This window comes from Micromonospora acroterricola, from assembly GCF_003172955.1.
Taxonomy (GTDB): Bacteria; Actinomycetota; Actinomycetes; order Mycobacteriales; family Micromonosporaceae; genus Micromonospora; species Micromonospora acroterricola.
This window is the reverse complement of the sequence record NZ_QGKR01000203.1, coordinates 1-13,614: the sequence shown is the minus strand read 5'-3', so window position 1 is coordinate 13,614 and position 13,614 is coordinate 1. Positions and strand designations below refer to the sequence as shown.

Here is a 13,614-nt window from a genome sequence, read left to right as displayed (position 1 = left end):
GGCCGGAAACCGAGCCGCGTGGACCGGCCCGGACACCACCGGCGTAAGCTGGCCCGTCGTGAGTCTCACCATCGGCATCGTCGGCCTGCCCAACGTCGGCAAGAGCACGCTTTTCAACGCGTTGACCAAGAACGACGTGCTGGCGGCGAACTACCCGTTCGCCACCATCGAGCCCAACGTCGGCGTGGTCGGGCTGCCCGACGAGCGGCTGGGCAAGCTGGCCGAGATCTTCTCCTCGCAGAAGGTCCTGCCGGCCCCGGTGTCGTTCGTCGACATCGCCGGCCTGGTCCGCGGCGCGTCGAAGGGGCAGGGCCGGGGCAACGCCTTCCTGGCCAACATCCGCGACGCCTCGGCGATCTGCCAGGTGGTGCGGGCCTTCTCCGACCCGAACGTGGTGCACGTCGACGGCAAGATCTCCCCGGCCGACGACATCGAGACGATCAACACCGAGCTGATCCTCGCCGACCTGCAGACCCTGGACAAGGCGCTGCCCCGGTTGGAGAAGGAGGCCAAGCTCCGCAAGGACCGCTTGGCCGCGGTCGCCGCCGCGAAGGCGGCCATCGAGGTGCTCGACGGCGGCACCACCCTGTACTCCGGGGCCGCCGCCGCCAAGATCGAGCTGGAGCACCTGCGCGAGCTGCACCTGCTCACCACCAAGCCCTTCCTGTACGTCTTCAACGTCGACGAGGCCGAGCTGGCCAACGCCGCGTTCCTCGACGAACTGCGCGCCCTGGTCGCCCCCGCCGAGGCCGTCTTCATGGACGCCAAGATCGAGTCCGAGCTGGTGGACCTGCCCGAGGAGGAGGCCCGCGAGCTGCTGGAGTCGATCGGGCAGAACGAGCCCGGTCTCAACCAGCTCGTCCGGGTCGGCTTCCGCACCCTGGGGCTCCAGACGTACCTGACCGCCGGACCGAAGGAGGCGCGGGCCTGGACCGTCCCGGTCGGCGCCACCGCGCCGGAGGCCGCGGGCGTCATCCACTCCGACTTCCAGCGCGGCTTCATCAAGGCCGAGGTGGTCTCGTACCACGACCTGGTCGAGCTTGGTTCGATGGCGGCGGCCAAGGCGGCGGGCAAGGTCCGCATCGAGGGCAAGGAGTACGTCATGCAGGACGGCGACGTGGTGGAGTTCCGCTTCAACGTCTGAATCCGGCCTGAGGCAGCTCAGTGTCGTTGTCGTGCCGCCCGCTCCACTTCGCGTACCACGAGTCCAAGGGTTTTTGAGCGGCGGTCTGCTGGCAGTGTTGCCCAGGCGCGTCGTGCGTATGCCAGTCCTCCGGACCGGTCCCCTGCCTTGGCCATCATGAGCGCGCGGTGTAGCGCGATGTGGGTGGCGAATCGGGTCAGTGATGTGGGTCGGAGCCGATCGGCGACTGTTTGAACTCGGTCGAAGCGCGTTGTGCTTCCTCGTCGGCGGTAATGGCTCCGGCCGTATCGCCTCGCCCTGCCGCGACGTATGCACGGGTCATCAGTGCCTGGAGGCGCGCGAGGCGAGCTGGGAACCCGTGGGGGAGGGCCTGGGACGCAGCAGCGTGAGACCGCCGGCGATCAGGCCGAGGGCCACGGTCGCCGCGGCGGAGAGAAGCAGCGTCTGGCGGGCACCGATGACGCCCACCAGGGGGCCACCGAGCATGGTGCCCAGGGGCACCGCCAGCACGAGGATGGCGCCGTTCGCGGCCAGCACCGCCGGGAGCTGTGCGGTGGACGTGCTGCGCTGGAACAACGCCATCGACGTGGACATGTACGGCGCCCAGATCAGGCCCGCGAGGGCGAAGGCGGGCAGCGACAGGCCGACGGGTGCGCCCAGGCCGAGTGGCAGCATGGCGACGCCGATCCCGACGACGATGCCGATGGTGGTGGCCCGCAGCGGCCAGCGGCGCAGGTGGCCGGCGACCAGACCTCCGACGAGACCGCCGACGCCGAAGGCGGTGTAGTAGATGCCGAGAAGCGTCGCGGAGGCGTGCAGGTCATCGGTGATGTGGATCGGCATGGCGACGTACACCGGTCCGAAGAGGAAGAAGAACCCGAGGCTCAGCACCAGCAGGCCCAGCAGGGCGGGGTTGTGACGGATGACCGCGAAGCCGGCGGTCCGCGAGGCGCCGCGGGCGTACCGGTGGACGGGGCCGGCGGCGGGAAGGGCGAGGCGGTAGGTGAGCGCCAGCACGGCGAAGGTGGCCGCGTCGATGGCGATGACCCACACCGGCCCCGCCCAGCCGATCAGGATGCCCGCCAACGGCGGGCCGGCGATGGTGGCGAACCCGGAGATGGTGGTGAGCACCGCGTTGGCCGGCAGGTGGTGTGCCTGCGGCAGGAGTTCGGCGATCAGGGTGAACCGTCCGGCGGAGCCCCACGAGTGCAGCAGCGCGGATGCCGCCAGCAGGACCACGTACAGCCCGATGGTGAGGACGCCAGCGAGGTGGGCGAGCGGGATCGCCGCGAGCGCGGAGGCCCGCAGGATGGCGTCCCAGCCGGCGAGCTGGGCGCCGCTGCGACCGCGCAGCAGCCGGCCGAAGATGACGGTTCCGGCCGCGCTGGGCAGGGTGTACGCCGCCACCGCGAGGGCGATCCACGTGCCGCGCTGGCCCTGCGGTGCGAGCTGGATGGCGAGCCAGGTCACCGCGACCACCGCCATCCCGTCGCCCAGGGCGGACACCGCCAACCCGGGCAGCACCCGCCGGAGCAGGGGATGACTGACCACCGGCCAGTAGGGCGAGGAGCGCGGGAAGGAGGGCGACGCGGTGTGCGGTGGCATGGTGCCAGCTGACCCGACTGAGGTCCTGCGCATCAACAAAGGTCGCTACCAGCAGAATCAGCTCAGGGCGGAGCCCGCCCCCTCCCCTGACGGAGGTCGACTCCGGCGCCACGGTGGACCCGGGCCCGGAGTCGACCAACCGCCGCTATTCGGCCCGGTAGACGGAGATGTGGGCCGTGCTGTCGGCGTCGAACGGTCGTCGGTGCCAGTCGGCGTACCGCTCGGTGAGCCGGAGCCCGGCCCGCTGCGCCATCTCGTCCATCTGGTGCGGCCAGCAGTACCGCATGGCGAAGGGTTTCAGGTGCACACCGTCGCCGTCGAAGGTGATGGTCTGCCGGATGAAGCGCTGCGCCGACCGGTCGTACCGGTGCAGCCGGATCGTGGCCGAGTCCTCGGTCACGGCACGGACCTGTACCTGCTCGTCGGAGTCGAAGCTGCGCGGGTCGGGTACGAACGCCTCCACGACGAAGGCGCCGCCGGGCGACAGCACCCGGGCGACGTTGCGAAAGCAGTCCGCCTGCCGCTCGGCGTCCACCAGGTTGAACAGCGTGTTGTAGACGAGGTACGCCAAACGGAACGGGCCCGGCACGGGTACGTCCGCCATGTCGGCCACCACCACCGGAATCTGGTCGCCGCCGGGCTTGGCCCGCATCGTCGCCAGCATCTCCTCGGACGCCTCGACGCCGTGCACGCCGAGGCCGCGCTCGGCCAGCGGCAGCGCGATCCGGCCCGTGCCGATCGCCAGTTCGAGAACCGGGCCGCCATCGGCCAGGTCGGCCAGAAAGTCCACGGCCGGCGCCGGGTCGGGGTTGGGTCCGTCGTCGTAGCCGGCGGCCCACAGGCGGCCGAAGAGGCCGGGATCGTCGAAGACCGACATCAGCGGCCTCCGGGGTTGGTGTCAGTGGCGCGCTGCCGCGCCGTGGTCAGGGGAGCAGGTCTGTTCACGAAGTCTCGATTCCTCAGGTCGGATGACGGTCGGTCGGGGGGACTTCGTTGAGTCAGGCATGTCGGCTGCTCCCTTCGCGCGGCTGTCGGGTGAGGACACCAGAGGACGCCGGGGCCCGGCAAGGCATTTACCTCGGCCGGGCCCGCGGCTGCTCCGGGCGCTCAGGAGATGTGGTGCAGGATCACGTTGTGCACGTGGTGGCTCTTCTGCGCGCCACGGAACTCCACCTCGTAGGTGTGCGTGCCGACGTGGATCGCGATAGCGCCGGTGGAGAAGAACGTGCCACCCCAGGACTTGTTGCTGACCACGCTCACGCTGGTGATCTTCGAGTACGGGATGCTGGTGATCGCATGCCGCTTCCCGACGAACGAGCGGTCCTGGATGATCACGCGCCGGTCGGTCAGCCCGATGAAGCCGGTGCCGGTGCCGACAGCGTCGTAGACGGCGATGATCTGCTCTCCGTCGAGGAGTCCACTCTCGATCTGCTGGACCTGCTCCTTGCGGTCGTACGCGATGTTCGCCATGCACATCAGGCTAGGCAGGCGGTGCCAGCCCTGCCCCAGCCATGATCACTTGATGGTCAGCAGTTCGACAGGCCCTCAGACGACTACTGGCCATCAAGTGATCACGGGGCTTCGGTGTGCGCGACGATGAGGAGTTCGCCGTCGCCCTGGCCGACGGGCTCGCGGTGCCAGCCCCCGTGGATGTGGTCCACGGTGAAGCCCGCCGTGGACAGGGAGTCGCGTAGCTGGGCCTCGGTGCGGAAGCGCAGCGTCGCCGAGCTGAGCAACTCCTCCCCGTCGGGGAAGTGGTAGTGGTGGGTGAAGCTGACCGCGCCCTCGCGTACCCCCGTCACCTCGGTCCAGGCGCGGACCTCGTCGCCGTCCGGCAGCCTGACGCGCCGCCGGGAGTCGACCGGGTTCCAGCGCTCCCAGCGGCGGTCCGCCGGGTCGCGGGCGTCGAAGACCAGTCGGCCCCCGGGCGCCAGCGCCCGCCGCAGATCGGCGAGGGTACGCGCCCACTCCGCGTCGTCGACGAAGAACTGCGCGACGTGGCTGGTCAGCACCGCCACGTCGAACGCCCGGCTCGGCAGCACGGCCGAGGTGCCCTCGACCCAGGTCACCCGTTCGCCGCCCGGCCTGTCGCGGGCGGCGGCCAGGGACGCGCCGGCGGGGTCGACGCCGGTGACGGTGTGGCCAGAGGCGGCGAGGGCGACGGTCAGCCGGCCGGTGCCGCAGCCCAGGTCGAGGACCCGGGCGGCGGGGGTCTCGTCGACCACCGCCTGGAAGAAGTCGTCGTCCGGGCCCCACGGGCACTCGGCGTCGTACACCTGGACCAGGCGCGGATGGCGGAACTCGCCGTGTCTCATCGGTCCGTGCTGCTGGCGTCGGTCGCGGCGCGGACGAACTCGCGTACCCGGGCGGTGGTGTTGCTGGCCAGCCACACCGGACCCCGCTGGATCGGCGGCGCGTCGTGGATCGGCACGTACGCCACGTCGGGGCGCGGGTAGTAGCGCCGGGTGTGCTCGCCCACCGGCAGCACGCCCCGGCCCATGGCCACCAGCGACAGCATCTCCGAGAAGGTGTTTCCGGCCGGGCCCGTCGGCACCGGCCGGCCGGACGGGGTGCGCTCCGGGGTCCGGTCCCGCTTGAACTCCGCCGAGGTCACGGGCGGGTACTGCACGACCGGATGGTCGGCGAGCACCTCCAGTGACACGGACCGTTCCCGGGTGAGCGGGTGGTCGGCGGGCACCGCCAGCATCCGGTCCTCGGTCAGTAGCGCCGGGCCGTTGACCATCCCGTCGAACGGGTACGAGGCGATCAGCACGTCGGTCGAGCCGTCGAGCAGGCCTGACCGGGTGGTGGACAACTGTGCCTCGTGCACCTCCACCCGGCAGTCGGGGTGCCGCTCGGAGAACAGGGCCACCGCCCGGAGCAGCACCGGAGCCGTCCACTCGCCGAGGAACGCCACCCGCAGGGTCCCGGTGACGCCCCGGCCGGCGTCGACCGCGCGGCGGACCGCCTCGTCCATTCCGGCCACCAGTGGGGCGAGTTCGTCGGCGAGCTGCCGCCCGATGGGGGTGAGGCGGACGACCCGACTGGTCCGCGCGAACAGCGGCGCCCCGATCTGGCGTTCCAGCTTCTTGATCACGTGGCTGACCCGGCCGGTGCTGACCCGAAGCCGCTCGGCGGTCCGGCCGAAGTGCAGCTCCTCGGCGAGCGTCAGGAACGTCTCGACCTCGTACCGCTCCAGCACGCCGCTCCCACCGTTGACCTGTGGTCAACGATCGTAGCGGCAACCGGTCTTGGTCGGTGTCCTCCGACAGCGGATCGTGAATGCGGCAGAGACACCCGCTCGACCGAGAGGCTGCGAGATGAGCATCGACGACTACCTGGCCGGCTTGGCCGACCCGCTGCGCGAGATCGGGGAGAAGCTGACGCCCGTCATCGTGGACGCCCTGCCCGGGGCGACCGGCGCGATGTGGCACGGCCACCCGGTGTGGGGCCTGGGCGACCGGCCCGGCCAGCGCCCGGTCTGCCTGGTCAAGGCGTACGGGTCCCACGTCACCTTCGGACTGTGGCGGGGTCAGGAGATCGCCGACGGGTCCGGGCGACTGGTGCCCGCCGCGCGGACGATGGCGGTGGTGAAGCTGCGCGGCGTCGCCGACATCGACCCGGCCCTGTTCACCGAGTGGCTGCGCGCGGCGGCCGCGCTGGAGGAGGCGTGAGCGAGCGAACCAGCAGGCACGGCAGCGCGGTGCGGGTGACCGGCTTCGACCATCTGGTGCTGACCGTCGACGACGTGGAGCGGTCGCTGGACTTCTACTGCGGCCGGCTCGGGCTGGCGCCGGTACGGGTGGACGAGTGGCGGGCCGGCGCCGTCCCGTTCCCGTCGGTGCGGATCGGCCCCGAGAGCATCATCGACCTCGTCCGGGGCGACCGGCGGGGCGCCAACGTCGACCACTTCTGCCTGGTGGTGGCGCCGCTGGACTGGGCGCAGGTGGTCGACTCGGGCGTCTTCACGGTGCTGACCGGGCCGGTCGACCGCTTCGGCGCCCGCGGCTCGGCCACCTCGATCTACGTGCGGGACCCGGACGGCAACGCGGTGGAGCTGCGCTGGTACCCGCAGGACGCCGTTGACGGATGAGCCCGACCACGCGGAAGCCCGCGCTTCCCGTCCGAGAACGGGGAGCGCGGGCTTCCAGGGGTACGTCAGTGGTCGCTGCGCGGGTCGTGGTCCGCGCTGCGGCTGCCGGACTTGGCCAGGCCGCGGCTCACCAGGTAACCGATGGTCAGCAGGGTGATGAACCACCACGCCTTGTCGGCGGCGAAGTAGTCGCCACCGTTGTTGGCAGCGCCGTCGCCGACGGCGTTCGAGGCGATCAGGACCCCGATGACGGCGAGCAGGTAGACCGCCAGCTCGGTGGTCTTCCAGGACGGCTTGGTCTCGTCGCCGTGCCGGTGCACGCGGCGGACATCGTGCTGGCCGGCGTGCTCGACCTGGTCGGTGCCGCGGTTCTGAATGGGGGTCGTCATGTCAGCTCCTGAAGTGGGATATCAGCGATTCGAGTTGGTTGCGGCCTGTCGTCCGCTACCGCACCGAATCGATACCCGGGTGCTATTCAGGAAAACCTCAGAATTCTCACGGTCCCGCAACGGAGCGGTCAGGACTCCGTGACCGCGCGATAGGCGTCCTCGATTCGGGCCGCCAGCAGGACCTCGCCCTCGGTCAGCGGCTCGCCGTTACCGTGCCCGACCCGGATCTGGGTACTGTCTGACCGGCGGCTGATCTCGGGGCGCAGGTGCAGCGCGTCGGCGACGACCTTCACCCGTTCGGTCAGCGCCGCGTGTTGGGTCTCGTCGATCTCGAGAGTCCGTCGGATCTGCTCGCCTTCACGCGTCCAACCAGATAGCAAGGTCAACGCGTCGGAAAGGTAGTCGTGCTTGGCCCGGCTGTTGAACAGCACACGCATCACCGCACCCCCCAAGCGCCGTTGCCGGCTTGTGGCCAAATCGTCGCCATCCCGTGTCTTGTCGGTGCCCTCTAGTCTGTCGCCGCTCGGAAGGGGTGTCCACGCCCACACTTCCGTGTTCTGTTGGCCTAGCGGACGGCGACGGTACCCAAACCGCCGATTGATCTGGCACCCTGGACGCCCGTGCGGACCGAACGGGCTAATGGTGGCGGGCAGGCCGAACGACGGGACCCGAAGGTGATCGTGGGAGCGGCGATCATCCGGGACGGGCGGGTGCTCGCCTGCGCGCGTTCCGCCCCGCCCGAGGTGGCGGGAATGTGGGAGTTTCCCGGCGGAAAGGTCGAACCGGGGGAGGCCGAGACCGACGCGCTGGCCCGGGAGTGCGCCGAGGAGCTCGCCGTACGCGTGGAGGTCGGCGACCGGGTCGGCCGCAACGTGCGGATGGCCCACGGCCGCTCGGTGCTCAAGGTGTACACGGCACGCCTGCTGCACGACGATCAGCCACAGGCGCTGGAGCACTCGGCGCTGCGCTGGCTGGCCGCCGACGAGCTGGACTCGGTCACCTGGCTTCCCGCCGACGCGCCCATCGTCGCCGCGCTCCGCCCCCTGCTCGCGGATCCCGGCCACCCGTCGGTTGACCACGAGGTCGGCGGGTCCGCCGGGCGGTGAAACGCCCGCCCACCTCGTGATCACGCGGAAATGCGGGACGGGGGCCCCGGCGATGCCGGAGCCCCCGTCCTGGTGGTCGTGCTCAGTGCTTGTCCTGCTCCGGGTGCGCGAAGTTGAGGTGCTCCGGAGGCAGCGGGAAGGTCACGTCGTCGCCGAACGGCGACGGCGCGGCGGCCCGGTCGAAGGTGAGCTCGGTCAGCGGAAGCCGGCCCCGGTCGTCGACCGCCGGGGCGGTCGGGTGGGGCACCTCCCGGTGCCAGTTGACGCCGCTCTGTGCCTGCGCCTCGGCCTGCGGGTCGTGGGAGCCACCCGCGTGCGAGTGGACCCCGCCCCGGCTCGTACTCGGCGGCGTCGCCGAGCCCTGGCGGGCGGTGGTCACGCTGGTCTGGGGCGTCTCGCCCCGACGGAAGATCTTGCTACCAAGCCACACAAGGGGATCGTACCTGCGGTCGACGACCCGCTCCTTCATGGGGATGATCCCGTTGTCAGTGATCTTGATGTGCTCGGGGCAGACCTCGGTGCAGCACTTGGTGATGTTGCAGAAGCCCAGGCCCTGTTCGGCCTGCGCGTACTCCTTGCGGTCGGTCCGGGTGTCCAGCGGGTGCATGTCCAGCTCGGCCGCCCGGATGAAGTACCGCGGCCCCGAGAACGCCTGCTTGTTCTCGTCGTGGTCGCGGATCACGTGGCAGACGGTCTGGCACAGGAAGCACTCGATGCACTTGCGGAACTCCTGCGAGCGCTCGACGTCGACCTGCTGCATCCGGTAGTCGCCCGGCGCCACGTCCTCCGGCGGGGCGAACGCCGGCGTCTCCCGGGCCTTCTCGTAGTTGAACGAGACGTCCGTGACCAGGTCCCGGATCACCGGGAACGTCCGCAGCGGGGTGACCGTGACGGTCTCCTCGTCGCCGAAGGTCGACATCCGGGTCATGCAGCCCAGCCGCGGCTTGCCGTTGATCTCCATGGAGCACGAGCCGCACTTGCCGGCCTTGCAGTTCCAGCGGCACGCCAGGTCGGGCGCGTCGGTGGCCTGAAGGCGGTGGATGATGTCGAGGACGACCTCGCCCTCGTTGACCTCGACCATGTAGTCCTGCAGGTCGCCGCCGGTCTCGTCGCCCCGCCAGATCCGGAACTGACGCTTCGCGCTCATCGGTTGTCCGCCTCTCCAGCGTCGGGGACGAGAGCGTCGAAGTCAGCGAGCTCCTCGTCGGTGAGGTACTTGGCCAGCTCCGCCCGGTCGAAGAGGCCGATCAGCTCCGGCCGCATCTTCGGCAGCGGCTTGCGGATCAGCCGCACGGTGTCGCCGTCCAGCGCGCAGACCAGGTTGACCTGCCGCCACTTCGGCTCCATCGCCGGATAGTCCTCCCGCGTGTGCCCGCCGCGCGACTCCTGCCGCTCCAGCGCCGCCTTCGCGGTGCACTCCGAGACCACCAGCATGTTGCGCAGGTCCAGGGCCAGGTGCCAGCCCGGGTTGTAGCGCCGCCCGCCGGCCGCGCTCACCTTGGCCACGCGTTCGCGCAGCTCAGCCAGCCTGCTGAGCGCGTCCTCAAGCTCGCCCTCACGGCGGATGATCCCTACCAGGTCCCCCATCACCGCCTGGAGATCCTGCTGGAGGGTGTACGGGCTCTCGCCGGTGTCCCGCTGCAGCGGGGCCAGCGCCGTCTCCACGGCGGCCTCGACCGCGGCCACGGCCACCTTCGGCCGGGCCGGCAGCCCGTCGGCGTAGCTCGCCGCGTGCCCGCCCGCCCGCTTGCCGAAGACCAGCAGATCGGACAGCGAGTTGCCGCCCAGTCGGTTGGAGCCGTGCATGCCGCCGGAGACCTCACCGGCGGCGAAGAGCCCGCGTACGTGGCCGAAGGCGGCGCCCGAGTCCGGGTCCACCTCGACGCCGCCCATCACGTAGTGGCAGGTCGGCCCGACCTCCATCGGCTCCGCGGTGATGTCGACGTCGGCCAGCTCCTTGAACTGGTGGTACATCGAGGGCAGCCGCCGGCGGATCTCGTCGCCGGAGCGCCGGCTCGCGATGTCCAGGAAGACGCCGCCGGCGGGGGAGCCCCGGCCGGCCTTGACCTCGCTGTTGATCGCGCGGGCCACCTCGTCGCGGGGCAGCAGCTCCGGCGGGCGCCGGTTGTTGTCCGGGTCGGTGTACCAGCGGTCGGCCTCCTCCTCGGTCTCCGCGTACTGCTTGCGGAAGACGTCGGGGACGTAGTCGAACATGAACCGCTTGCCCTCGGAGTTCCGCAGCACACCGCCGTCACCGCGGACCGACTCGGTGACCAGGATGCCCTTCACCGAGGGCGGCCAGACCATGCCGGTCGGGTGGAACTGGAGGAACTCCATGTTGATCAGCGTCGCCCCGGCGCGCAGCGCCAGCGCGTGACCGTCCCCGGTGTACTCCCAGGAGTTCGAAGTGACCTTGTAGGAGCGTCCGACGCCGCCGGTGGCCAGCACCACGGCCGGCGCCTCGAAGAGGACGAACTCGCCGGACTCCCGGTAGTAGCCGAACGCCCCGGCGATCCGGTCACCGTCGAGCAGCAGCTCCGTGATGGTGGTCTCGGAGAACACCCTGATCCGGGCGTCGTACGAGCCGTGCTCCCGCTGGTCCTCCTGCTGGAGCGAGACGATCTTCTGCTGGAGGGTGCGGATCAGCTCCAGACCCGTCCGGTCGCCGACGTGGGCCAGCCGGGGGTACTCGTGGCCGCCGAAGTTGCGCTGGGAGATCTTGCCGTCCTTGGTGCGGTCGAAGAGCGCCCCGTACGTCTCCAGCTCCCAGATCCGCTGCGGCGACTCCTTCGCGTGCAGCTCGGCCATCCGGAAGTTGTTCAGGAACTTGCCGCCGCGCATGGTGTCGCGGAAGTGCACCTGCCAGTTGTCCCGGCTGTTCACGTTGCCCATCGCGGCGGCGGCGCCGCCCTCGGCCATCACCGTGTGCGCCTTGCCGAACAGCGACTTGGAGATGATTGCGGTCTTCTTGCCGGCGAGCCGGGCCTCGATCGCCGCGCGCAGGCCGGCGCCGCCGGCCCCGATCACGACGACGTCGTAGTGGTGTCGTTCGATTCGCGTGGTAGTGGTCATGTCAGGGGCCCTTTAGTTGATGAACCGCAGGTCGTTGAACCAGCCGGCCGCGATCGCCATGACGTAGAAGTCGGTCAGCGCCAGCGTGCCGAGCGTGATCCAGGCGAGCTGCATGTGCCGGACGTTCAGCCAGGACACACCCGTCCAGGCCCGGTAGCGCACCGGGTGCTTGGAGAAGTGCTTGAGTCGGCCGCCGATGATGTGCCGGCAGGAGTGGCAGGAGATCGTGTACGCCCAGAGCATCACCACGTTGACCAGCAGGACGATGTTGCCCAGCCCGAAGCCGAAGCCCTTCGGCGAGTGGAAGGCCAGGATCGCGTCCCAGGTGTTGATCAGCGAGATGATCGCGGCGGCGTAGAAGAAGTAGCGGTGCAGGTTCTGGCCGAGCAGCGGGAACCGGGTCTCGCCGCCGTACGAGGCGTGACCGTCCGGCACCGCACAGGCCGGCGGCGACAGCCAGAACGACCGGTAGTACGCCTTGCGGTAGTAGTAGCAGGTGAGCCGGAACAGCAGCAGGAACGGCAGGGTCAGCGCGGCGTCCGGGATGATCCACCAGCCCGGCAGGAAGCGGCCGAAGTGCGAGGCGCCCTCCACACACCGCTCCGTGACGCAGGGCGAGTAGAACGGGGTCAGGTAGTGGAACTCGTCGACCCAGTACCACTTGTGCATGAAGACCCGGACCGTCGCGTACGCGACCCAGGCGCTGAGCCCGATCACGGTGATCAGCGGGGCGAGCCACCACCGGTCGGTACGCAACGTCTTCGCCGCGATCGCGGCGCGCGCCCGCGCTCCCCGCGGCTTCGTTGCCGTTGATGTCATTCGAGTCGTCTCCTCGACGGGCCCGTACGGGCGGGCTGATCTTCTCCGGTCGGCACGCGGACCGGCGAACCCGCACCCGCTGCCACGTCAAGCGCACACCAACGACCACGCCGGAACGACCGGCGCAGCTAAGTGACACACGTTACGCCGATCTCTGCGAGCCGTCCGCGCAAGGGAGTGTCCCGTGTGTCCGGCCTGCGGAAAAGCCCTGGCACGCCGATCGATGGCACGGTGTTAAGAACGTCACTGCCCGCCCGGCCCGGTCAGCCGGAGGCGCCCCCGGTGAAGTGCCACGACGCCAGCCGCACCGGCGGCGCCTCCCACCAGACACCGTCCACCCGGTCCGGTTGACGCACCGGCCGCCCGCCCAGCCCGAGCACCGCGCCCGGCCCGAGCGCCCGCGGGTACGACTCGGTGAACCGCAGGTCGCGGACCGCCCGCACGACCGTGCCGTCCTCGACCAACCAGACGCCGTTACGGGTCAGCCCCGTGACGACCAGGCTCTTCGGGTCGAGCACGCGGGTGTACCAGAGGTCGGTGACGAGCAGCCCTCGGCGTACCCCGGCGACCAGCGCCGCCGTGTCCGCGTCGACCACCGCGCCCGCCGCCGCGCCGGTGGTGCTCCGGCCCACCGCGCTGGCCGGGCCGGCCACCGCCCCGGACAGACGCAGGTTGCGAGCCATCGGGCCCCAGGTGGCGCCACCCGCGACCGCGTGCCCGGTGGACTCCGCGCCCGCCTCGCCGGCGGTGCGCCGGTCGTGCGCCACCGCCCGGGTGGTGCCCGACTCGACCAGGGTCAGCGCCCGCCGGCCGGTGCCCTCGGCGTCGAACGGCAGCCCCGACGCGCCCAGCGGGTCGTCCACCAGGGTCACCGACCGGTCGAACTGGTCCGCCCCCGGCTCGGCGAAGGACTGCCGCTCGGCGTACCGCTTGCCGTTGAAGCCGTACCAGGAGAGGTTCTGCAACAGGTCCGCCACGGCGGCCGGCTCGAAGACCACCTCGTAACGCCCCGGCGGCAGCTCGACCGGGTCGGCCGCCGCGTGGGCCTTCGCCGCCGCGTGCGCGCCCAGCTCCGCGCCGTCGAGGTCGGACAGCCGGTCGGCGCAGCGCCGGGCCACCCCGTCCGCGCCGTCGCGGCGGGCGATGCCGTCCATCGCCGCCTCCACGGAGCGGCCGTGCGCGGTGTGCCCGGCCGAGTTGGCGAACGCCGACGAGCGGTACGCGGTGCGGCAGTAGCCGGCCGTCGTGAGGCCGCCGGCAGCGGCCACGAACGCGCGGACCCGGTCGGCCCGCTGATCCGGCTCGGCGTGCGCGGTGGCCTCGTCGACGGGCGGAGCGGCCGGCGCGGGTACGGGCGGGGCCAGCCCCGGCCACGCCGGGTCGGGC

Annotated in this window: 15 protein-coding genes; 4 read left to right on the top strand and 11 right to left on the bottom strand. The window is 71.0% G+C overall.

From position 1 onward, the window contains the following. Positions 1-58 precede the first annotated feature (58 nt). A complete protein-coding gene (gene ychF, locus DKT68_RS16380) occupies positions 59-1,144 on the top strand; it encodes a redox-regulated ATPase YchF (RefSeq protein ID WP_109818280.1) in 1,086 nt (361 codons plus the stop codon). Positions 1,145-1,465: 321 nt separating this feature from the next. On the opposite strand, the gene DKT68_RS16375 is transcribed toward ychF, so the two are convergent. The 5 genes from DKT68_RS16375 to DKT68_RS16355 form a co-directional block, all read right to left on the bottom strand. Then, a complete protein-coding gene (locus DKT68_RS16375; protein ID WP_109818279.1) occupies positions 1,466-2,749 on the bottom strand; it encodes an MFS transporter in 1,284 nt (427 codons plus the stop codon). 145 nt (positions 2,750-2,894) lie between these two features. Further along, the gene (locus DKT68_RS16370; RefSeq protein WP_109818278.1) at positions 2,895-3,626 is read right to left on the bottom strand and encodes a class I SAM-dependent methyltransferase; all 732 of its coding nucleotides are present in this window, start codon (positions 3,624-3,626) and stop codon (positions 2,895-2,897) included. A 230-nt stretch (positions 3,627-3,856) separates the two neighbouring features. Then, complete coding sequence (locus DKT68_RS16365) at positions 3,857-4,219, bottom strand: PH domain-containing protein (protein WP_007464929.1); 363 nt, start codon at positions 4,217-4,219, stop codon at positions 3,857-3,859. 101 nt (positions 4,220-4,320) lie between these two features. After that, positions 4,321-5,064, bottom strand: a complete 744-nt coding sequence (locus DKT68_RS16360) for a class I SAM-dependent methyltransferase (RefSeq protein ID WP_109818277.1) — start codon at positions 5,062-5,064, stop codon at positions 4,321-4,323. Further along, positions 5,061-5,951 (bottom strand): LysR family transcriptional regulator, encoded by an 891-nt coding sequence (locus tag DKT68_RS16355; protein WP_109818276.1) that lies wholly within the window; start codon positions 5,949-5,951, stop codon positions 5,061-5,063. The genes DKT68_RS16360 and DKT68_RS16355 overlap by 4 nt, the downstream gene beginning before the upstream one ends. Positions 5,952-6,069: 118 nt before the next feature. Here DKT68_RS16355 and DKT68_RS16350 point away from each other — a divergent pair, with 118 nt between their 5' ends. Both DKT68_RS16350 and DKT68_RS16345 read left to right on the top strand, forming a co-directional pair. Further along, entirely contained in the window at positions 6,070-6,423 is a 354-nt protein-coding gene (locus tag DKT68_RS16350; protein ID WP_109818275.1) for a DUF1801 domain-containing protein, read from the top strand. Then, the gene (locus tag DKT68_RS16345) at positions 6,420-6,842 is read left to right on the top strand and encodes a VOC family protein (protein ID WP_201749067.1); all 423 of its coding nucleotides are present in this window, start codon (positions 6,420-6,422) and stop codon (positions 6,840-6,842) included. Before DKT68_RS16350 ends, DKT68_RS16345 begins: the two co-directional genes overlap by 4 nt. A gap of 65 nt (positions 6,843-6,907) precedes the next feature. Here DKT68_RS16345 and DKT68_RS16340 read toward each other — a convergent pair whose 3' ends face one another. Both DKT68_RS16340 and DKT68_RS16335 read right to left on the bottom strand, forming a co-directional pair. After that, complete coding sequence (locus DKT68_RS16340) at positions 6,908-7,231, bottom strand: hypothetical protein (protein WP_109818274.1); 324 nt, start codon at positions 7,229-7,231, stop codon at positions 6,908-6,910. A 128-nt stretch (positions 7,232-7,359) separates the two neighbouring features. Beyond that, positions 7,360-7,668, bottom strand: a complete 309-nt coding sequence (locus DKT68_RS16335; protein WP_109818273.1) for a 4a-hydroxytetrahydrobiopterin dehydratase — start codon at positions 7,666-7,668, stop codon at positions 7,360-7,362. A 183-nt stretch (positions 7,669-7,851) separates the two neighbouring features. Between DKT68_RS16335 and DKT68_RS16330 the strand changes: the two genes are divergently transcribed. Then, positions 7,852-8,337: a (deoxy)nucleoside triphosphate pyrophosphohydrolase gene (locus DKT68_RS16330; RefSeq protein ID WP_109818272.1), complete on the top strand. Its 486-nt coding sequence runs from the start codon at positions 7,852-7,854 to the stop codon at positions 8,335-8,337. A gap of 82 nt (positions 8,338-8,419) precedes the next feature. Here the strand turns inward: DKT68_RS16330 and DKT68_RS16325 are convergent, their stop codons facing one another. The 4 genes from DKT68_RS16325 to DKT68_RS16310 all read right to left on the bottom strand — a co-directional run. Beyond that, entirely contained in the window at positions 8,420-9,484 is a 1,065-nt protein-coding gene (locus tag DKT68_RS16325; RefSeq protein ID WP_109818271.1) for a succinate dehydrogenase/fumarate reductase iron-sulfur subunit, read from the bottom strand. Beyond that, positions 9,481-11,409, bottom strand: a complete 1,929-nt coding sequence (locus DKT68_RS16320; RefSeq protein ID WP_109818270.1) for a fumarate reductase/succinate dehydrogenase flavoprotein subunit — start codon at positions 11,407-11,409, stop codon at positions 9,481-9,483. Before DKT68_RS16320 ends, DKT68_RS16325 begins: the two co-directional genes overlap by 4 nt. 12 nt (positions 11,410-11,421) lie before the next feature. After that, entirely contained in the window at positions 11,422-12,228 is an 807-nt protein-coding gene (locus tag DKT68_RS16315) for a hypothetical protein (protein WP_109818269.1), read from the bottom strand. 263 nt (positions 12,229-12,491) lie between these two features. After that, the coding region (locus DKT68_RS16310; protein WP_109818268.1) for a metallopeptidase TldD-related protein at positions 12,492-13,614 on the bottom strand (1,123 nt) is incomplete at its 5' end.